19 protein-coding genes are annotated in these 17,661 nt (G+C 71.7%); 14 read left to right on the forward strand and 5 right to left on the reverse strand.

The features are described 5' to 3' along the window. The first annotated feature begins 59 nt into the window (after positions 1 to 59). The 5 genes from A3862_RS26920 to A3862_RS26940 all read left to right on the forward strand — a co-directional run bounded on the left by A3862_RS26920 (position 60) and on the right by A3862_RS26940 (position 4,375). A complete protein-coding gene (locus A3862_RS26920) occupies positions 60 to 1,175 on the forward strand; it encodes an SPL family radical SAM protein (RefSeq protein ID WP_043755948.1) in 1,116 nt (371 codons plus the stop codon). A gap of 26 nt (positions 1,176 to 1,201) precedes the next feature. Next, positions 1,202 to 1,720: a 2'-5' RNA ligase family protein gene (locus A3862_RS26925; RefSeq protein WP_043755945.1), complete on the forward strand. Its 519-nt coding sequence runs from the start codon at positions 1,202 to 1,204 to the stop codon at positions 1,718 to 1,720. Positions 1,721 to 1,751: 31 nt separating this feature from the next. Continuing rightward, positions 1,752 to 2,510 (forward strand): phosphatase PAP2 family protein, encoded by a 759-nt coding sequence (locus A3862_RS26930; RefSeq protein WP_043356220.1) that lies wholly within the window; start codon positions 1,752 to 1,754, stop codon positions 2,508 to 2,510. Positions 2,511 to 2,612: 102 nt separating this feature from the next. Next, positions 2,613 to 2,981 carry a PilZ domain-containing protein gene (locus A3862_RS26935; RefSeq protein ID WP_043388725.1) on the forward strand — a complete coding sequence of 123 codons (369 nt, stop codon included), beginning with the start codon at positions 2,613 to 2,615 and terminating at the stop codon, positions 2,979 to 2,981. Between the two features lie 83 nt (positions 2,982 to 3,064). Continuing rightward, positions 3,065 to 4,375, forward strand: a complete 1,311-nt coding sequence (locus tag A3862_RS26940) for a Gfo/Idh/MocA family protein (RefSeq protein ID WP_043755943.1) — start codon at positions 3,065 to 3,067, stop codon at positions 4,373 to 4,375. 6 nt (positions 4,376 to 4,381) lie between these two features. On the opposite strand, the gene flgH is transcribed toward A3862_RS26940, so the two are convergent. From flgH to flgF, 4 genes are read right to left on the reverse strand one after another with little or no spacing between them, the layout of a single operon-like run. Beyond that, on the reverse strand, positions 4,382 to 5,131 hold the full coding sequence (gene flgH, locus A3862_RS26945; protein ID WP_043352094.1) for a flagellar basal body L-ring protein FlgH: 750 nt from the start codon (positions 5,129 to 5,131) through the stop codon (positions 4,382 to 4,384). 36 nt (positions 5,132 to 5,167) lie between these two features. After that, positions 5,168 to 6,319, reverse strand: coding sequence for a flagellar basal body P-ring formation chaperone FlgA (gene flgA, locus A3862_RS26950; RefSeq protein ID WP_100793914.1), 1,152 nt, complete (start codon positions 6,317 to 6,319; stop codon positions 5,168 to 5,170). Between the two features lie 34 nt (positions 6,320 to 6,353). Further along, positions 6,354 to 7,145 carry a flagellar basal-body rod protein FlgG gene (gene flgG, locus A3862_RS26955; protein WP_043388717.1) on the reverse strand — a complete coding sequence of 264 codons (792 nt, stop codon included), beginning with the start codon at positions 7,143 to 7,145 and terminating at the stop codon, positions 6,354 to 6,356. Positions 7,146 to 7,159: 14 nt separating this feature from the next. Then, the gene (gene flgF / locus A3862_RS26960; protein WP_043388715.1) at positions 7,160 to 7,900 is read right to left on the reverse strand and encodes a flagellar basal-body rod protein FlgF; all 741 of its coding nucleotides are present in this window, start codon (positions 7,898 to 7,900) and stop codon (positions 7,160 to 7,162) included. Between the two features lie 255 nt (positions 7,901 to 8,155). Between flgF and fliL the strand changes: the two genes are divergently transcribed. The 8 genes from fliL to A3862_RS27000 all read left to right on the forward strand — a co-directional run bounded on the left by fliL (position 8,156) and on the right by A3862_RS27000 (position 15,855). Further along, positions 8,156 to 8,704 (forward strand): flagellar basal body-associated protein FliL, encoded by a 549-nt coding sequence (gene fliL / locus A3862_RS26965; RefSeq protein ID WP_043755939.1) that lies wholly within the window; start codon positions 8,156 to 8,158, stop codon positions 8,702 to 8,704. A gap of 64 nt (positions 8,705 to 8,768) precedes the next feature. Next, entirely contained in the window at positions 8,769 to 9,986 is a 1,218-nt protein-coding gene (gene fliM, locus A3862_RS26970) for a flagellar motor switch protein FliM (protein WP_085987666.1), read from the forward strand. 19 nt (positions 9,987 to 10,005) lie between these two features. Beyond that, complete coding sequence (locus A3862_RS26975; protein ID WP_043352105.1) at positions 10,006 to 10,506, forward strand: DUF6468 domain-containing protein; 501 nt, start codon at positions 10,006 to 10,008, stop codon at positions 10,504 to 10,506. Then, positions 10,503 to 11,363 (forward strand): MotE family protein, encoded by an 861-nt coding sequence (locus tag A3862_RS26980; protein ID WP_236961559.1) that lies wholly within the window; start codon positions 10,503 to 10,505, stop codon positions 11,361 to 11,363. Before A3862_RS26975 ends, A3862_RS26980 begins: the two co-directional genes overlap by 4 nt. A 122-nt stretch (positions 11,364 to 11,485) precedes the next feature. Beyond that, positions 11,486 to 13,123, forward strand: coding sequence for an ABC transporter ATP-binding protein (locus A3862_RS26985; protein WP_111474121.1), 1,638 nt, complete (start codon positions 11,486 to 11,488; stop codon positions 13,121 to 13,123). A 2-nt stretch (positions 13,124 to 13,125) separates the two neighbouring features. Further along, positions 13,126 to 14,349, forward strand: coding sequence for a phosphopentomutase (locus tag A3862_RS26990; protein ID WP_043755936.1), 1,224 nt, complete (start codon positions 13,126 to 13,128; stop codon positions 14,347 to 14,349). A 12-nt stretch (positions 14,350 to 14,361) separates the two neighbouring features. Further along, on the forward strand, positions 14,362 to 14,553 hold the full coding sequence (locus A3862_RS26995; protein WP_043388707.1) for a DUF1192 domain-containing protein: 192 nt from the start codon (positions 14,362 to 14,364) through the stop codon (positions 14,551 to 14,553). Between the two features lie 3 nt (positions 14,554 to 14,556). Beyond that, positions 14,557 to 15,855, forward strand: coding sequence for a leucine-rich repeat-containing protein kinase family protein (locus tag A3862_RS27000; protein ID WP_043755934.1), 1,299 nt, complete (start codon positions 14,557 to 14,559; stop codon positions 15,853 to 15,855). Between the two features lie 80 nt (positions 15,856 to 15,935). Here the strand turns inward: A3862_RS27000 and A3862_RS27005 are convergent, their stop codons facing one another. After that, on the reverse strand, positions 15,936 to 16,535 hold the full coding sequence (locus A3862_RS27005) for a cysteine hydrolase family protein (RefSeq protein ID WP_043755932.1): 600 nt from the start codon (positions 16,533 to 16,535) through the stop codon (positions 15,936 to 15,938). A 153-nt stretch (positions 16,536 to 16,688) separates the two neighbouring features. On the opposite strand from A3862_RS27005, the gene A3862_RS27010 reads away from it, so the two are divergent. Beyond that, positions 16,689 to 17,630 carry a lytic transglycosylase domain-containing protein gene (locus A3862_RS27010; RefSeq protein WP_043755930.1) on the forward strand — a complete coding sequence of 314 codons (942 nt, stop codon included), beginning with the start codon at positions 16,689 to 16,691 and terminating at the stop codon, positions 17,628 to 17,630. The last annotated feature ends 31 nt before the right edge of the window (positions 17,631 to 17,661 follow it).

The following is a 17,661-nucleotide window of genomic DNA, read 5'->3' on the forward strand; positions in this document are numbered from 1 at the left end:
CCGCACCGTGAGCGGGCGACTAGGCCGGACCCGGTGCCGGGACGAGGCGTTCCTCAGGCATGCCGCCTTCGTCCCTCCCGGCCGTTCAGACCCCCGATGGCCCGGAGCCCGTCCGCCCGGGGCGCCCGTGGCGCCCGCGCCGGGTGCTGGTGATGCCGTCCGCTCTGGAGCATCCCCATGGCCGGGCCATGCTGGCCCGCGCCGAGGCCCTGGGCCTGCCGGTGGAGCGCCTGCCGTCCAACCGCCTGCCGAGCCCGCGCGAGGCGGATCCCCGCCGGGCCTACGCGGCCGCGAAGGCGACCCTCGTCCTGACGAGCGCCCCGCCGACCAAGCTGCGGCTGCAGCCGATCCCGCCCTCGGCCGACTGGCGCTTCGACCTTGCCGAGGGCTGCCCCGCCCATTGCCAGTACTGCTACCTCGCCGGCTCGCTCGCGGGGCCGCCGGTGACGCGCGCCTATGCCAATCTCGAGGCGATCCTCGGCAACCTCACGGCCTATGCCGGGCGCGGGGCAGTGACCTCGGCGTCCCGGGAGCGGGCGCACGAGGGAACCACCTTCGAGGCGTCCTGCTACACCGATCCCCTCGGCGTCGAGCACCTGACCGGCTCGCTCTCGGCGGCGATCCGGCATTTCGGCGCCTGGGACGCGCCGGTTCAGTTGCGCTTCACCACCAAGTTCGCCGCGGTGGCACCGCTCCTCGACCTGCCGCACAACCGGCGCACGCGGATCCGCTTCTCGGTCAACCCGCGGGCCGCCGCGCGTTACGAGGGCGGCACCGATCCCCTCCCCGCCCGGCTCGCCGCCATGGCCGAGGTGGCCCGGGCCGGTTATCCGGTCGGCCTGACCGTCGCGCCGATCCTGCCGGTCCCGGAGTGGGAGGCGGCCTATGCCGGGCTGATCCGCGCCGCCGCCGACGCCCTCGCCGATGTGCCGGATCTCGACCTCACCGCCGAACTCATCACCCATCGCTTCACCCCCGGCTCGAAGGCGGTGCTGCGCGGCTGGTATCCCGGCTCGGACCTGCCCCTCGACGAGGCCGAGCGCGTCGAGAAGCGCACCAAGTTCGGCTCCGTGAAGTATGTCTTCCCGAAGCTCCTGATGCAGGCGATGCGCAGCCACCTCACCGCGTGCCTCGCCCGAGACCTGCCGACGGCGCGGATTCTGTACTGGACCTGAGCGGCTTCGGGCGCCATCTGGCCCGCATGATGGACGCGGACCCCCTGATCCTGACGCTCGCCTTCGATGAGCCGACCTTCGCCCGATTCGACGGCGAGCGGCGTCGCTACTTCCCCGAAGCGCTGAATCGCATTCCCGCCCATGCGACCCTGTTCCACCACCTTCCGGGCGACCGGGAGCGGGGCGTGATCGAGGCCATCACCGTCCTCGCCCGCACCGTTCCGAGGCCGGAGGTCGCCGTGACGGGCCTGCGCTTCACCGGCCGGGGCGTCGCCTACGTGCTCGAATCCGACGCGCTGTCGAACTTCCGGGCCCGCCTTGCGCAGGGCTTCGCGCCTCATCTCACCGCCCAGGATCGGCAGGGCTGGCGCCCCCACGTTACGGTCCAGAACAAGGTGGCTCCGGACAAGGCCCGGGCGCTCCACGCCGACCTGTCGGCCGGTTTCGCGCCGTTCCGCTTCGCCGCGCCGGCGACGCTGCTCTGGCGCTACCGTGGCGGTCTCTGGGATGCGGTGGCCCGCCTGCCCTTCGGAGAGAACGACTGATGACGCACGTCCCCGACCCGGATCCCGTCGCATGAAGGCCCCGAGCCAGATCCGCAACAATCGCCTGATCGAGCCCGCCCTGGCGGTGTGGCTGCGGTTGCGCCTGAACGAAGTCGGTCCCCTCGTCGCCCTGCTCTGCCTGAGCACCCTCGGCTATGGGTTCTTCTACCTCGCCCACGAGGTCGGCGAGGGCTCCACCGCGGCCCTCGACCGCCGGATCCTGCTCGCCCTGCGCAACCCCGCCGATCTCGCCGATCCGATCGGGCCGCCCTGGCTCGAGGAGACGATGCGCGACATCACCGGGCTCGGCAGCGTCTTCACGGTGCTGTTCCTCACCTGCGCGGTGGCGGGCTATCTCGCCGTGTCCGGGCGGCGGCGCATCGGCCTCTACGTCCTGGCCGCGGTGGGCAGCGGCGAGCTGGTCTCGACCTTGCTGAAGATGCTCTACCACCGGCCGCGACCGGACCTCGTCCCTCACGGCATGGAGGTGTTCACGGCGAGTTTTCCGAGCGGCCACGCCACCATGTCGGCCATCGCCTATCTGACCCTGGCGACCCTCATCGCCCGGGTCGAGCGCAACCGCCGCGCGAAGGCACTGGTCCTGGCCCTCGGAGTCAGCGTGACGCTGCTGGTCGGCATCAGCCGCATCTATCTCGGCGTGCACTGGCCGAGCGACGTGCTGGCCGGCTGGTGCATCGGCGCGGCCTGGGCATCCCTGTGCTGGTTCGTCGCCCTGCAGCTGCAGCGTCGCGGCGAGGTCGAGGCGCCCGATCCGCCGCCGCCCGCCTGAGGCCAACGTTAAGGTAAACCGACGGTTAAAGGAGACGCGCCGGTCCGCTTCGGGCTGAAAGGCGGTTGTCCCGACATCCGAACCCATCAGGATGAAGCGCTCGTGGTCGACCGACGCCGTACTGCCCGACGCCGCGTCTGCCTGGGCGGCCGACTGCGCGTCGCGGCCTTTCTGCCGGATCTCGACTGCACGGTCCGCGACGTGTCCCTGGACGGGGCACGGATCCGGGTCCCAGCCGACGCAACGCTGCCCGATTGCATCGAGCTGTTCATCCCCTGCCGCGGCGAGACCCGGCGGGCCTTCATAGCTTGGCGGGCGGGCGAGAGCGTCGGTCTCGGTTTCGCCGAGACGGGGGCCGCGACGCAGCCGGCGGCGATCGCGCGCCGGCTCGCCGCCAGCGAGGCGGAGGTGGCGCGTCTGCGCGCCGCGCTTCTCGACGGAAACGGCACGCCGCCGGGTCGCGTTCACTGAAAGCGCGGTCCCGCCCTCGGCGGCTTCCACGCCATGCGGCGCCCAAGGCGCCTCCATTCCGTCCCGGCGACACGGCGAGGCCCATGGCAGACGACACCCGGCTCTCACGACGCAATCTTCTCGCAGCCGGGGGCGCCCTGGCCGGCACCGCGATGGGCGGCGGCGCCCAGGCCGCCCCGGCGGGCACTCCACCGGCCCCCTCGGTTCCGGCCGATACCGGTGCCGTGCAGGGCGGACGGGTGATGTTCCCGAACTGGCGCGGTGCCGGCGACAGGCCGCCCGCCCCGAGCCCGGCGCCTCAGCCGCCGGGCCAGCGGGTCGGCTACTGCGTCGTCGGTCTGGGGCGCCTGAGCCTCGACGAGATTCTCCCGGCTTTCGGCGAGGCCAAGCGCGCCCGCCTGGCGGCGGTGATGTCGGGCTCCCCCGACAAGGCGAAGCTCGTGGCCCGGCAATACGGGCTGCCGGACGATGCCGTGTACGGCTACGACGGGTGGGATCGGCTGAAGGCCAACCCGAACGTCCAGGCGGTCTACATCGTCACGCCGAACGGCGTGCACCGGGACAACGTCGTGGCGGCCGCGGCGGCGGGCAAGCAGGTGCTCTGCGAGAAGCCGATGGCGGTCTCCTCGGACGAGTGTCGCGAGATGATCGCGGCCTGCGCCAAGGCCGGCGTCAAGCTGATGATCGCCTATCGGTGCCAGTACGAGCCGCACAACCGGGCCGTGATCAAGCTCGCCCGTTCGGGCGAGTTCGGCCGGCCCCGGCTGATCCAGGCCTTCAACGGCCAGACCACGGGACTGCCGGAGCAGTGGCGCCTGCGGAAGGCGCTGGCAGGAGGCGGGTCGCTGCCGGATATCGGGCTCTACTGCCTGAACACCACCCGCGCGGTCCTCGGCGAGGAGCCGAACCTGATCCAGGCCCAGATCCACTCGCCGCCGGACGATCTTAAGTACCGCGAGGTCGAGGAGACGGCGAGCTTCACCCTGCACTTCCCGTCCGGCGTGATCGCCCAGTGCCTGTCGAGCTACGGGGTCTACGAGGCGCGAAGCCTGACCCTGCACACCGGAACCGCCGCCATCGACCTCCAGAACGCCTTCGCCTACCAGGGCCAGCGGCTCATCATCGGCCACCGCGACGGCAAGAACGCCGCGCGGGACGAGAAGGTCCTGAGCCCCAAGAACCAGTTCGCCCTGGAACTCGACCACTTCGCGCGCTGCATCCAGGAGGATCTGCGCCCCCGCACCCCCGGCGAGGAGGGGCTGCAGGATCAGGTGCTGATGGAGGCGATCTATGAGGCCGCGCGGACCGGCGCTCCGGTCAAGGTCGGGCCGCCCCCCGGCGCCGGGTCCGGCCTCGACGTCACCCGTGGGCCGGAGCCGGAGGAGCCGGGCTGAAGGGCCTCAGAACGGCAGCAGGATGTCGACGATCTGCTGGCCGTAGCGCGGCTGCTGCACGTCGGTGATCTGGCCCCGCCCGCCATAGGCGATCCGGGCCTGGGCGATCTTGGTCGAGTCGATGGTGTTGTCCGACTCGATATCCTCCGGCCGGACAACGCCCGCGACCACCATCTCGCGCACTTCGAAGTTGACGCGGATCTCCTGCTTGCCCTCGACCACGAGGTTGCCGTTGGGCAGAACCTGGGTGACCACCGCGGCGACGTTCGTCGTCACGGTCTCGGCGCGCTGGACCGAGCCGGCACCGTCATTGGCGGTGGCCGAGGTGGCGGACAGCAGCGCGGTGCTGCCGACGCCGAAGGACTTGCCGACCGCGTTGTTCTCCAGTCCCAGGGCGTTCGGCAGGCCGAAGCTCTCGGTGTTGGCCCGGGAGCGCTTGGTCTCGTTGCTGATGTTGGCCTGATCGGTGACGTTGACCTTCACGGTCAGGAGGTCGCCGAGCCGGGCGGCGCGCTGATCCTTGAAGAAGGCGCGGGAGCCCGTCCGCCACAGCGAGTTCGGGGCGTACGAGACCGGCTGGACGTCGGGCATCGGCATCCGCACCGGCTTGTAGCCCGGCTGGGTGGTGGGATCCTCGATCGCTGACAAGGCCGGGGTCGCGCCCACCTGCGAGAGGCGGTCGGCGGTGTTGCAGGCACCGAGCGCGCCGGCGATCAGAGCGGCGGCGAGCGGGTTCAGGACGATGCGGCGGGCCATCGGGCAATCACTCTTCGACGCGTGCAGGACGGGCGGTCAGCGCAGGGAGGCGGTCGCCTGGACGGGGGCGGCGCCGGCGGCCTGCTGAGCCGCGGGGCTGGGGCTCACCGAGACCCGGCCGGGGCCGATCACGGTGGCCTGCAGGATCTTCTTGGAGGCGACGTTGACGACGTTGACGACGGCGCCCATGCGGCCGGAATCGTTCGACAGGCCGCGCATCGACAGGCTGACGTTCGGCGTCTCGTACACGATGGTCACGTTCTCGCCGCGCGCGACCAGCTCGGGCGGGGCGGTATCGGTCATCCGCAGCACGGTCCCGGCGGTGAGCGTGTTCTGGGCGACCTCGCCGATGACCGCCGTGGCGCTTCCCTGCGCGTCGGAGGCGACGGTCTCGCGCGGACGCCGCTCCGCCACGACGTCGCCCTCCTTCACCGGTTCGCCGCGGTTGAGCGTCCGGGTGAGCACCGCCACTTCGCGCAGTTCGACGACCACGCCGGATACCCGCAGGGAGGCCTGCCGCTCGCCGAGGCTGACCAGCCCCGCGACGCGGCGGGAGCGCAGGTCGTAGGTGACGTCGAGGGCTGCGGCCTGCCCTTCGAGGTCCACCGGAGCGAGCAGGGTCGGGCCGTCGCCGTCGAAGCGGATCGTGACGCTGCGGGGGTCGAGCCCGTAGCTGGTCTCGAGGCCGCGCTTGAGCGCGGCTTCGATCTCCGGCGGCCCGAGGCGGCGGGCGGCGCGCTGCACGGCGATCTGCAGCCGGCCCCCGGTCTCCAGGTTGGCGAGACCCAGGGCGGCGGCGGCGTCGAGGATGCGGCGGGTCTGGATCGTCCCGGTGGCACCCAGGGTGGGTGCGCGGAACAGCGGACGCGCGGCCAGGCGCTCCGGCACGCCCTCGACCAGGTCGGCCAGCGTCAGGATGTCTCCGCGGGCTGTGACGTCGCCGCGCAGCCGCAGACCTTCAGCCTGGGCCATGGCGGGGATCGCCAGGGCGCCGAGGACCGCGAAGGTCAGGAAGGCCAGCACCGCGCGCAGGATCACGGCCGAGCCCAGGGGGGAGACCCGCGGCCGGGGACGGCGGATGATCGGGCTGATGTCACTTCCGTCCGCCATGCCGATACGGGGCAGATCGAGGGTCTCGAAGTCGGGATCGGGATGAGCGGGATGAGCGGGATGCATGCCGGCATACATGTTCAGGGACCTGAAGCGGGTGCGGGTCGCGCGGTTAGCTGCGGAACATCTGCGTGGTGGTGGAGAGCATCTGGTCGGCCGCGGTGACGACCTTCGAGTTCATCTCGTAGGCGCGCTGCGCGGCGATCAGGGACGAGATCTCGGTGACGGCGTTCACGTTCGCCTCTTCCAGGTAGCTCTGCTGGAGGTTGCCGAAGCCGTCGGCGCCCGGCAGGCCGCTGATCGCCTGCCCGGAGGCCGCGGTCTCGACGAACAGGTTGTCGCCGATCGATTCGAGGCCGACCTTGTTGACGAAGCGCGAGAGCTGGAACTGGCCGAGCGCCTGCGGCGCCGTCTGGCCCGGAATGCTCGCCTGCACGACGCCCGTCGCGCTGATCGTCACCGACGTCGCGTTCTGCGGCACGGTGATCGCCGGATCGAGCAGGTAGCCGTCGCGGGTGACGAGCTGGCCCGAGGCCGAGAGGTCGAAGGAGCCGTCCCGGGAATAGGCGGTGCGGCCGTCCGGGAGCGTCACCCGGAAGAACCCCTCGCCGCGGATCGCGACGTCGTAATCCTTCTCGGTGGACGAGAGCGTGCCCTGTGACATCACGCGGGCTGTCGAGGTCGTCTTCACGCCCGAGCCGAGGGCGAGGCCGGCCGGAAGCTGGGTGTTCTGCTGCGAGGTCGAGGCGCCGGCCCGTCGCAGGTTCTGGTAGAGCAGATCCTGGAAGTGCACCTGCTGGCGCTTGTAGCCGGTGGTGCGCAGGTTCGCGATGTTGTTCGAGATGACCTGGACGTTGAGTTCCTGGGCCGCCATGCCGGTGGCGGCGGAGTAGAGGGCGCGCATCGGCCGAGCTCCCCTTAGGCGACGTCGGCGAGGCGGCGGATCGCCGTGCCCCGCAGGTCGTCGAGGCGCGAGATCATGCTCGACACCATGGCGTAGGACCGGTTCACGTCCATCAGCCGGGTCATCTCGATCACCGGGCGGACGTTCGAGCGTTCCAGCGCTTCGGATTCCAGGCGTCCGTCGATGCCGGCGGGGCGTGCCGGCTCCGGCGAGGCGTAGAGGTTGCCCCCCTCGTTGGTCAGCCGCTGCGGGTTGGCGAAGGTGACGAGCTTGATGCGCCCGCGGATGCCGAGATTGGTCGACACGGTACCGTCGGGGCCGATGGCGAGGCCGGTCTCCTGCGGGTTGATGGTGATCGGTCCGCCCTCGCCCGCCACCTTGTAGCCGTCGCTGGTGACGAGCGCGCCCTGCGGGTCGATCTCGAAGGCGCCGTTTCGGGTGTAGCGCTCGCCCTGGGGGGACTGCACGGCGATGAAGGCCGCGCCCTTGATCGCGACGTTGAGCGGGTTGCCGGTCCGCTCGACCGGGCCCTGCCCGAGATCGAGGGTGGTGCCCTGGTCGATGACGTAGGAGAGACGCCGGTCGGGCCGGGCGAACGAATCCGCGCTGGCCACCGGCATCAGGTATTCCTGGAAGCGGGTGTTGCGAGCCTTGAACCCGGTGGTCGAGACGTTCGCCATGTTGTTGGCGATCACGTCCAGCTCGCGCTGGAGCGCCATCTGGCTCGACACGCCGACGAAGAGGGCATTCTGCATCGTGGACTCTGGGACTCGCGGGCCGCGGAGGCGGCAACGATCCATTCAGCATCCGCTGTGCCAAACCCAACGGAAGAAAATTCCATCGTTCTGACAAGGGCTTGACGGGAATTGCGCGGTCGTCGCGTCGGCGCCGGGTCTGCGTTGCGGCAAACCTGGCCCGGCAGGAATTGCCTGCTTAACGGCACGTTAACCGTGATGCTCCGATATCCGGGTGTACCTGGCGCGCAGTCTCCCGCGAGAGAGCATTATTCCATGGCCAAGAAGCCGAAGAAGGCCTCCGCCGAGGAAGGCGGGGCCGGAGCCGAAAGCGCCCCGAAGGGCAAGAAGAAGCTCATGATCATGGTGGCCGTCGCGGTCCTGCTCGTGGGCGGCGGCGCGGGCGCCTTCCTGATGATGGGCGGCGGCGGCGGCAAGGAGGCCGCACAGGACGGCGGCCACGGCGGAGGGCACGGCGCAGACGGCAAGGGTGTCGGCCCGGACGGCAAGAAGCCCGTGGTCTTCGTGGACGTGCGCGAGATGCTCCTCAACCTCAGTCCGGACCAGCCGCAGGACAAGGCCCGGTACGCGAAGGTCCGGATCGCCCTGGAGCTTAAGGACGCGAGGGCCGAGGAGGAGGTCAAGCCGCTGATGCCGCGGGTGGAGGACGCTCTGCAGGTCTACATGCGCGAGCTGCGCGCCAGCGACATCACGAACTCGGTGGGCCTGTTCCGGCTGCGCGAGGAATTGCTGCGGCGGGTCAACATCGCCCTGTATCCCGCCAAGGTCGATGCCGTGCTCTTCAAGGACGTGATCGTCCAATGAGCGCGCCTGCGACCACCCCCATCGCCTCCAACCCCGCGCCGGGCCGGCCCCCGATCGAGCACGCCTGATGGAACCCGAGGACGAACTCCCCGAGGACGATTGGTCGGCAGCCCTTCTGGAGCAGGGCGCCGAGGGCGGCGACTCGTCCCTCGCCGAGGAATGGGGCGCGGCCCTCGCCGAGCAGGGCACCACGCGCAACGCGAGCGACGTCGCCGCCGAATGGGCGACGATGATCGAGGACGGGGAGAGCGACAACCTCCCCGAACTCGCCGGCAACGACCGGGTGCTGAACCAGGACGAGATCGACGGCGTCCTCGGCTTCTCCATGCGCGAGCTCTCGGCCTCGGGGGCCGGGGGCGTTCAGGCCATCGTCGATTCGGGCGTCGTCCAGTACGAACGCCTGCCGATGCTGGAGATCGTCTTCGACCGGATGATCCGGTTGCTGTCGACCTCCCTGCGCAACCTGTTCCAGGACAACGTCGAGGTGACGCTGGACAACATCACCTCGGTGCGCTTCGGCGACTATCTCAACGCGATCCCGCTGCCGACCCTGCTCGGCGTGTTCCGGGCCGAGCAATGGGAGAATTCCGGCCTCGTCACGGTCGATTCGAACCTCGCCTACGCGACCTTCGACCTGCTGCTCGGCGGCAAGCGCGGCGGCTTGTCGAGCCGTCTGGACGGTCGCCCGTTCACCGCCATCGAGATGACGCTGGTGCGCCGCCTCGTGGAGATCGTGCTGGGCGATCTCGAGCTGTCGTTCCAGCCGCTGTCGCCCGTGACCTTCGGCATCGACCGGATCGAGACCAACCCGCGCTTCGCCACGATCACGCGGCCGGGCAACGCCGCGATCCTGATCAGCCTGCGCCTGGACGTCGACGGGCGCGGCGGCATGCTGCAGATCCTGTTCCCCTACGCGACGATCGAGCCGATCCGGGAACTCCTGACCCAGAGCTTCATGGGTGAGAAGCTCGGCCGCGATCACGTCTGGGAAGGCCACCTCGCCACCGAGATCTGGCAGGCCGACGTGACCATGGAGGCGGTGCTGCACGAGATGATGCTGCCGCTCAAACAGGTCATGAGCCTGAAGGTCGGCGAGACGCTGATGTTCGACGCCAAGCCGTCGGATCTCATCACCGTGCGCTGCGGCGACTGGGCGCTCACCCAGGGGCGGATGGGCCGCGTCGACGGGCACATCGCCGTCCAGGTCACGCGGCCCCTGCGCCGCTCGCGCACGACGATCCAGGCCTACGAGGCCTCGATGAACAACCGGTCGGACAATTAGGGCCGATGAGGGTCCCAACATGAGTCTCTTCGTCACCCTCGCCGCCGACATCCTGGTTGCCGTCCTCCTGGCGGCGACCATCGTCACGTCCCTCCGTCTCTCGCGCCGCATCGGCCAGATGAAGGGCGACGAGGCCGCCCTGCGCCAGACCATCGGCGACCTGATGGTGGCGACCGGCACGGCCGAGCGGGCCATCGCCGGTCTGCGGGCGACGATCGACGAGGGCGACCGCACGCTGAACGCCAGCCTGGAAACCGCCACCATCCGCGCCGCCGAGCTGAAGCTGCAGGTCGAGGCCGGCGAGGGCGTGATCACGCGCATCGGCGCCATCGTGGCGCAGATGCGCGCCGTCCCGATCCGTCCCGAGCCGTCCCCTGAGCCGAGGCCCGCGCCGGAGATCCCGCCCGAGCGCAGGCCGGAGCAGGCCGGTCCGAACGGGGAGCGCCTCGGGGTGGCGGCCGCGGCGGCCCTCGCCATGAGCGAGCGCGCCCTCGCCCGCGTCCGGGCGCGCGCCGCGTGACCGGCGTAAAGGCCCCGAAGATCCCGCCGCCGAAGCCGGATCCCGAGGAGCGGATACGCCGCGCCGCGACGCCGCAGCGGCGCGCGCGCCGGAAGCCCGTCCGGCAGTTCCGGCTGCGCCTCATCGACGCCGTGGCGCTCGCGGCGGGCGGGCTGCTCGTGCTCAAGCTGCTCAGCCTGCTGCAGGCCGGCCTGCCGGAGAGCGCCGAGCTTCCGGAATACGGGCGCGCGGTCGCCCGGGCGCGCACCGGCTACGAGCCCTACGACCCGGTGACGACCGGATCGGTGGGCGCCAAGGAGGCGCCGGCCGCCGCGACCGAGAAGCCGCCGGAACCGCCCCCGGCGCGGCCCGCACCGCCCGCGGCCGGGAACCCGGCCTCGCCCACCGAGCGCCTGCTCCTGGAGAAGCTCGGCGCCCGGCGCGACGCCCTGCGCCAGAAGAGCGAGGAGCTGGAGCTGCGCGAGAAGATGCTGGGGGAGGCCGAGCGCAAGCTCGAGACCGGCCTCGGCGACCTCAAGAAGGCCGAGGACAAGGTCGACGCCGTCGTGAAGGCGAAGGAGGACGCCGAGAAGCAGGGACTGAAGAACATCGTCACGATGTACGAGGCGATGAAGCCCAAGGACGCCGCCCGGGTGTTCGACCGGCTCGGGCTCGACGTGCTGGTCCCGATCGTGCTGGCCATGAATCCCCGCAAGATGTCCGAGGTCCTGGCGGTGATGCAGCCCGAGACCGCCGAGCGCCTGACCGTGGCCCTCGCCAACCGCGCCCGCGGCGCCGGAGGGCCGCAGGCCCAGGCCGGGATGGGGCTGCCCGCCAACGAGTTGCCGGCGATCGATCCCGGGGCGCCGGCGCGGTAGGAACGCGGCGCAGCGCGGGCGGCCGCGCGACTTCCCGGAGCGCGCCGTCGCACATGTCGGGTCGGCGTCATGCGGCACCCGTACGGGCTAGGGTCCGGGGCCGGGCGCGCTATAAGGGGCTCATGTCAGAGGCCGATCCCCAGCCGCTCCTCGCCGTCGAGGACCTGTCCGTGGCGTTCCGCGCGCGGGAGGGCGAGACCGTGGCGGTCGACGGCGTCTCCTTCGCCATCCGCCGGGGCGAGACCCTCGCCCTCGTGGGCGAATCGGGATCGGGCAAGTCGGTGACGGCGCTGGCGATCCTGCGCCTCCTCGATGGATCGGCCCGGCAGGACGGCCGGATCCTGTTCAAGGACCGCGACCTCGCGCAGCTGCCCGAGCGGGCGATGCGCGACGTCCGCGGCGCCGACATCACCATGGTGTTCCAGGAGCCGATGACCTCGCTGAACCCGCTCCACACGATCGAGCGGCAGATCGGCGAGGTACTCGGCCTGCATCGCGGACTCTCCGGCAAGGCGGCCCGTCGGCGGATCCTGGAGCTTCTGGACCTCGTGGGCCTGCGCGACGCGGAGCGGCGCATGGGCGCCTACCCGCACGAACTCTCCGGCGGCCAGCGCCAGCGCGTGATGATCGCCATGGCGCTCGCCTGCGAGCCGGACCTTCTGGTCGCCGACGAGCCGACCACGGCCCTGGACGTCACCGTGCAGGCGCAGATCCTGGCGCTGCTCGCCGACCTGCAGAAGCGCCTCGGCATGGCGATGCTGTTCATCACCCACGATCTCGGCATCGTCGAGCGGATCGCCGACCGCGTCTGCGTAATGCTCAAGGGCCGCATCGTGGAGGCCGGTGCGACCAAGGCCGTCTTCGCGGATCCGCAGCACGAGTACACGCGCCGCCTGATCGCCTCCGAGCCGAAGGGCCGGGCCAACCCCGTCCCGGCCGATGCCGCGCCGCTGCTGGAGGCCGGGCCCCTGAAGGTCTGGTTCCCGCTGAAATCGGGTCTGCTCCGGCGCGTCACCGGCCATGTCAGGGCCGTGGACGGCGTGTCCCTGCGGGTCCGGACCGGCGAGACCGTCGGCGTCGTCGGCGAGTCCGGCTCCGGCAAGACGACCCTCGGCCTCGCCCTGCTGCGGCTCACGCGCTCGGAAGGGCCGATCGTCTTCCTCGGACGGGCGATCGACGGCTTCGGCGTGGCGCAGATGCGCCCGCTGCGGAAGGACATGCAGGTGGTCTTCCAGGATCCCTACGGCTCTCTCTCGCCGCGCATGTCGGTGGCCGACATCGTCGCCGAGGGGCTGGTGGTGCAGGGCGCGGCGCGTTCCCGGGCGGAGCGCCGCGCCGTGGTCGCCAAGGCCCTGACCGATGTCGGGCTCGACCCGGCCGCCATGGACCGCTACCCGCACGAGTTCTCCGGCGGCCAGCGCCAGCGCATCGCCATCGCGCGGGCCATGGTCCTCAATCCCCGCTTCGTCGTCCTCGACGAGCCGACCTCGGCCCTCGACCGCTCGGTCCAGGCGCAGATCGTGACCCTGCTTCGCGACCTCCAGCGCGAGCGCGGCCTCGCGTACCTGTTCATCAGCCACGACCTGAAGGTGGTGCGGGCCCTCGCCAACTACGTGATCGTCATGCAGAACGGCCACGTGGTCGAGGAAGGCCCTGCGGAGTCGATCTTCGCGAAACCTCAGACCCCCTACACCCGCGCCCTGTTCAAGGCCGCCTTCGTCCTCGAGAGCGACGCGCCCGCCGAGCTGGAATCCGCCTGACCATGGCGCGCGCCCTCATCATCGTCCTCGATTCCGTGGGCGTGGGCGGGGCCCCGGATGCGGAGAGCTACGGCGATGCCGGCTCCGACACGCTGGGGCATATCGCCGAGCGCTGCGCGGAGGGAAGCGGCGATCGGGCGGGGCTGCGCGCGGGTCCGCTGCGTCTGCCCCATCTCGCCGGACTCGGGCTCGGACTGGCGGCCGGCGGCGCCTCGGGCCGCATCCCGCCGAACCTCGCGCCGGCGGGGCCGCCGCGGGGCGCCTACGGCCACGCGGTGGAGAAGGCCGCCGGCAAGGACACGCCCTCCGGTCACTGGGAGATCGCCGGGCTTCCCCTGACCGAGCCCTGGGGGCATTTCCCCGACACCCGGCCGGCCTTCCCGCCGGAGCTGACCCGCACGCTGATCACGGAAGGCGGCATCCCGGGCATCCTGGGCGATTGCCACGCGCCGGGCGTCGCGATCATCGACGCGCTGGGCGCCGCGCATGTCCGGACCGGACAGCCGATCTGCTACACCTCGGCCGACAGCGTGTTCCAGATCGCCGCCCACGAGGAGGCGTTCGGGCTGGAGCGGCTCTACGACCTGTGCCGCGTGGCGCGCCGGCTGTGCGACCCCTACCGCGTCTGCCGGGTGATCGCCCGGCCCTTCGTGGGCTCGGCGGAGGCGGGCTTCCGCCGGACCGGCAACCGCAAGGATTTCGCGGTCGCGCCGCCCGGGCGCACCCTGCTCGACCGGGCCGAGTCGGCCGGCCGCGCGGTGGTGAGCGTCGGCAAGATCGGCGACATCTTCGCCCACCGCGCCACCGGCCGCGAGATCAAGCCGGGCCCGAATGCGGCCTGCGTGACGGCGGGACTCGCCGCGCTGGCGACCCTGCCGGCGGGCGGCCTGATCTTCGTCAACCTGGTGGATTTCGACACGGAGCACGGCCACCGCCGCGACGTGCCGGGCTATGCCGCGGAGCTGGAGGCGTTCGACGCCCGGATCCCCGAGATCCTGGCGGCGCTGGCGCCGGGCGACCTCGCCGTGATCACCGCCGATCACGGCAACGATCCGACCTGGACCGGGACCGACCACACCCGCGAGCAGGTCCCGGTCCTGGCCTTCGGCCCCGGCGTGGCCGCCCGGTCGATCGGCCGGCGGGAGACCTTCGCGGATATCGGCGCCACCGTGGCGGCCCATCTCGGGCTGGCCTGGGACGGGGCCGGAACATCGTTCCTGGACTAAGGAGGACACGACGTGCGGGACGACGACGACCGGCCGCGCAAGGCCGTTGCCCACGAGATCGGGCAGCCCCTCGACACGCTCTCCCTCGGGGATCTCGACGCGCGCGTCGCGCTCCTGCGCGCCGAGATCGCCCGGCTCGAGGCGGCGCGGGCCGCCAAGCAGGCGGCGCAGGGCGCGGCCGACGCTTTCTTCAAGCGGAGCTGAAGCTTGGACCGGAGCGAAACCCTCGCGGCCCTGCGGCGCGGCGATCTCGGCGGCGCGCGGGAGCTGCGGCTGCCCGACGGGCTGACGGCGGTGCCGCGCGAGGTGTTCGCCCTCGCCGACACGCTGGAGGTGCTGGATCTCGGCCGGGGCGACCTCGCCGACCTGCCGGACGATTTCGGCCGCCTCCACCGCCTGCGCGTGCTGTTCTGCTCCGGCAATCCGTTCCCGCGCCTGCCGCCGGTGCTCGGCGCCTGCCCCGCGCTCAGCCAGTTGGGCTTCCGCGGCTGCGGCATCCGCGAGGTCCCGGCGGAGTCGCTGCCGCGCGACCTGCGCTGGCTGACGCTGACCGACAACGCGATCGCGAAGCTGCCCGCCGCCCTCGGCGAGCGGCCGCTGCTCCAGAAGCTGATGCTGTCGGGGAACCGGATCGCGGCGCTGCCGGACAGCTTCGCGGGCGCGGCGCGTCTCGAACTGATCCGGCTCTCCTGCAACCGGCTCGAAGCGCTGCCGCCCTGGCTCGGCACCCTTCCGCGCCTCGCCTGGGTCGCCTACGCGGGCAATCCCGCCGAGCCGGCCTCCGAGCCCGCGGACGCGCCGCGCGTGCCGTGGGCGGACCTGGACGTCGGCGATCAGCTCGGTGAGGGTGCGTCGGGCCGCGTCTTCCGCGCGGCCTGGCGCGGTCCCATCGCCGCGCAGGATGTCGCCCTGAAGCTGTTCAAGGGCGCCATGACCAGCGACGGCCTGCCCGAGCGGGAGATGGAGGCCTGTCTCGCTGCCGGCACGCATCCGGCGCTTACCGGTGCGCTGGGCCGGCTCCACGATCATCCCGCCGGCGTCCAGGGGCTGCTGCTCCGGCTTCTCCCGTCGCACTGGCGGGTGCTCGCCGGCCCGCCGAGCCTCGCGAGTTGCAGCCGCGACGTCTACGATCCGAGCCTGCGGCTGGAGCCGGCCAAGGCCCTGCGGATCGCCCGCTCGGTCGCGGAGGCGGTGACCCATCTGCACGGGCGCGGGCTGCTCCACGGCGACGTGTATGCCCACAACACCCTGTGGGATGCCGCAACCGGCGCCGCCGTGCTCAGCGATTTCGGTGCCGCCTCGGCGCTCCCGGACGGACGGGGCGGCGCGGTGCTGGCGCGGGTCGAGGTGCGCGCCGTCGGCATCCTGATCGATGAGCTGCTCGATCGTTGCGCGACGCCGCCGGAGACTCTGCGGGCTCTGGCGCAGGCCTGTATGCAGCCGGATCCCGACGGGCGGCCGGCGCTCGACGCGGTGATCGCCGAGATCGACCGGCTCCAGTCCTGATCCCGTCGGATTCGACCGTGCCGCCGCTTCAGGCGGATACCGCGCGGGCTGTGCGGAGCGGGAGCCTTGTTCCCACGGCGTCAGTCCGGGATGTCGCCCTGCCCGCGCGCGATCACGGCGAACAGATCGCCGAGGGCGGCGAGGCTCGCGGCCTGGAGCTGGGCTGCCGGCACCACGTGTCCGTCCAGCCCGGGAAGATCCCGCGTCGCCGTGGCGGCGGCCACGACGGTGGGACGGAACCCGAGGTTGAAGGCGCTCCGGGCGGTGGAATTGACGCACATATGCGTCATGAATCCCGCCAGGATGACGTCCTGCACGCCGGCTTCCTGGAGGCGTGCCTGCAGGTCCGTGCCCACGAAGGAACTCGGATAGGCCTTGGTGATCACCGGCTCGTCGCCCTGCGGCGCCACCTCCGGGCTGATCTGGCCGATCGGCGCGGTTACATCGTAGGGCGTTCCCGGCCCGGCATTGTGGCGGACATGGATCACCGGGATCCCCGCGTCGCGCGCCCGCTTCAGCAGGCCCGCGGCCTCGCGGAGCGCAGGCTCGACGCCCTCGAGCCGCATGACGCCCTCGCGATAGGTCTGCTGCAGGTCGATCATCACCAGAGCGGAGCCCGTGAGCGGGGCCGGCGCGGGGCTCAGGCCGGACAGGCCGCGCAGGGTTGCCAGATCGGACATCGGCGCATCTCCCATGGCGCCGCCTTGGTGGGGCGCTCGAATGTCGGGACGCTACGACGGACCGGCCCGGAAGCGCCATAGCGCAAAGGTGCACCGCCCGAACCGCACGGGAAGGTTGACGGTCTGGATTGATCCGCACCCGCAGGTCGCTACATGCGCGGCGTGATTGCCCCGCCCCTGCGCCTCGGCGCCCTGCTCCTCGCCCTCGCCTGCGCGCATCCGGCCGCGGCCGCCCCGTCCGAAGGGGCGACCGAGACCGTCGAGCAGGCCCTGTGCCGCCTGATCGACGAATCCGCCAAGGCCCGTGGCCTGCCGGTGCCGTTCCTGACGCGCCTGATCTGGCGCGAGAGCAGCTTTCGCGTGGGGGTCGTGAGCCCGGCCGGGGCGCAGGGCATCGCGCAATTCATGCCGGGAACGGCACGGGAGCGCGGCCTCCTCGACCCGTTCGATCCCGAGCAGGCGATCCCGCATGCAGCCCACCTGCTCGCCGACCTGAACAGACAGTTCGGCAATCTTGGGCTCGCCGCCGCGGCCTATAACGGTGGCGCCGCGCGGGTCAGCAAATGGCTCGCCGGCGATGGCGGCCTGCCCGCCGAGACCCGGACCTACGTGGCGGTCATCACGGGCCGGCCGGTGGACGATTGGCGGACCGGGCCCGCCAAGGCGATCGAGTACCCGGAGGGCGGCGCACCCGCCAAGCCCGAGGGCAAGGACGCGAAGGACCCGAAGGACCCGAAGGAGGCCCATCCGGAGGCACCGCAGACCTGCCTGCAGGTGACCGCCAGCCTGCGCGTTCCGTCCCGCGGCGACCGCTTCGCCCTCGGCCTCAACGAGGGACCGGCCGCTCCCTGGGGGATCCAGCTCGCGGGCAACTTCTCCAAGGCGCTGGCGCTCCAGAGCTTCAACCGGGCGCGGAGCGCTTATGCGGGGGTGATCGGCGAGGTGCGGCCGATGATCATCGGTACCCGCCTGCGCAACCGCGGCACCCGCGCCTTCTACCGGATCCGCATCCCGGCGCAGAGCCGGCAGGCGGCCGACGACCTGTGCGGCCGCATCCGCAAGGTCGGGGGCGCCTGCATCGTCCTGCGGACCTGATTTTTCACGATCCGCCGCGGGACCGTCATCA

The organism is Methylobacterium sp. XJLW (assembly GCF_003254375.1).
Lineage (GTDB): Bacteria > Pseudomonadota > Alphaproteobacteria > Rhizobiales > Beijerinckiaceae > Methylobacterium > Methylobacterium fujisawaense.

Coding starts and splice junctions, on each gene's coding strand:
- A3862_RS26920 (WP_043755948.1), top strand. CDS start 60: ATGCCGCCTTCGTCCCTCCCGGCCGTTCAGACCCCCGATGGCCCGGAG.
- A3862_RS26925 (WP_043755945.1), top strand. CDS start 1,202: ATGATGGACGCGGACCCCCTGATCCTGACGCTCGCCTTCGATGAGCCG.
- A3862_RS26930 (WP_043356220.1), top strand. CDS start 1,752: ATGAAGGCCCCGAGCCAGATCCGCAACAATCGCCTGATCGAGCCCGCC.
- A3862_RS26940 (WP_043755943.1), top strand. CDS start 3,065: ATGGCAGACGACACCCGGCTCTCACGACGCAATCTTCTCGCAGCCGGG.
- flgH (WP_043352094.1), bottom strand. CDS start 5,131: ATGGCCCGCCGCATCGTCCTGAACCCGCTCGCCGCCGCTCTGATCGCC.
- flgA (WP_100793914.1), bottom strand. CDS start 6,319: ATGTATGCCGGCATGCATCCCGCTCATCCCGCTCATCCCGATCCCGAC.
- flgG (WP_043388717.1), bottom strand. CDS start 7,145: ATGCGCGCCCTCTACTCCGCCGCCACCGGCATGGCGGCCCAGGAACTC.
- flgF (WP_043388715.1), bottom strand. CDS start 7,900: ATGCAGAATGCCCTCTTCGTCGGCGTGTCGAGCCAGATGGCGCTCCAG.
- fliL (WP_043755939.1), top strand. CDS start 8,156: ATGGCCAAGAAGCCGAAGAAGGCCTCCGCCGAGGAAGGCGGGGCCGGA.
- A3862_RS26975 (WP_043352105.1), top strand. CDS start 10,006: ATGAGTCTCTTCGTCACCCTCGCCGCCGACATCCTGGTTGCCGTCCTC.
- A3862_RS26985 (WP_111474121.1), top strand. CDS start 11,486: ATGTCAGAGGCCGATCCCCAGCCGCTCCTCGCCGTCGAGGACCTGTCC.
- A3862_RS26990 (WP_043755936.1), top strand. CDS start 13,126: ATGGCGCGCGCCCTCATCATCGTCCTCGATTCCGTGGGCGTGGGCGGG.
- A3862_RS27005 (WP_043755932.1), bottom strand. CDS start 16,535: ATGTCCGATCTGGCAACCCTGCGCGGCCTGTCCGGCCTGAGCCCCGCG.
- A3862_RS27010 (WP_043755930.1), top strand. CDS start 16,689: ATGCGCGGCGTGATTGCCCCGCCCCTGCGCCTCGGCGCCCTGCTCCTC.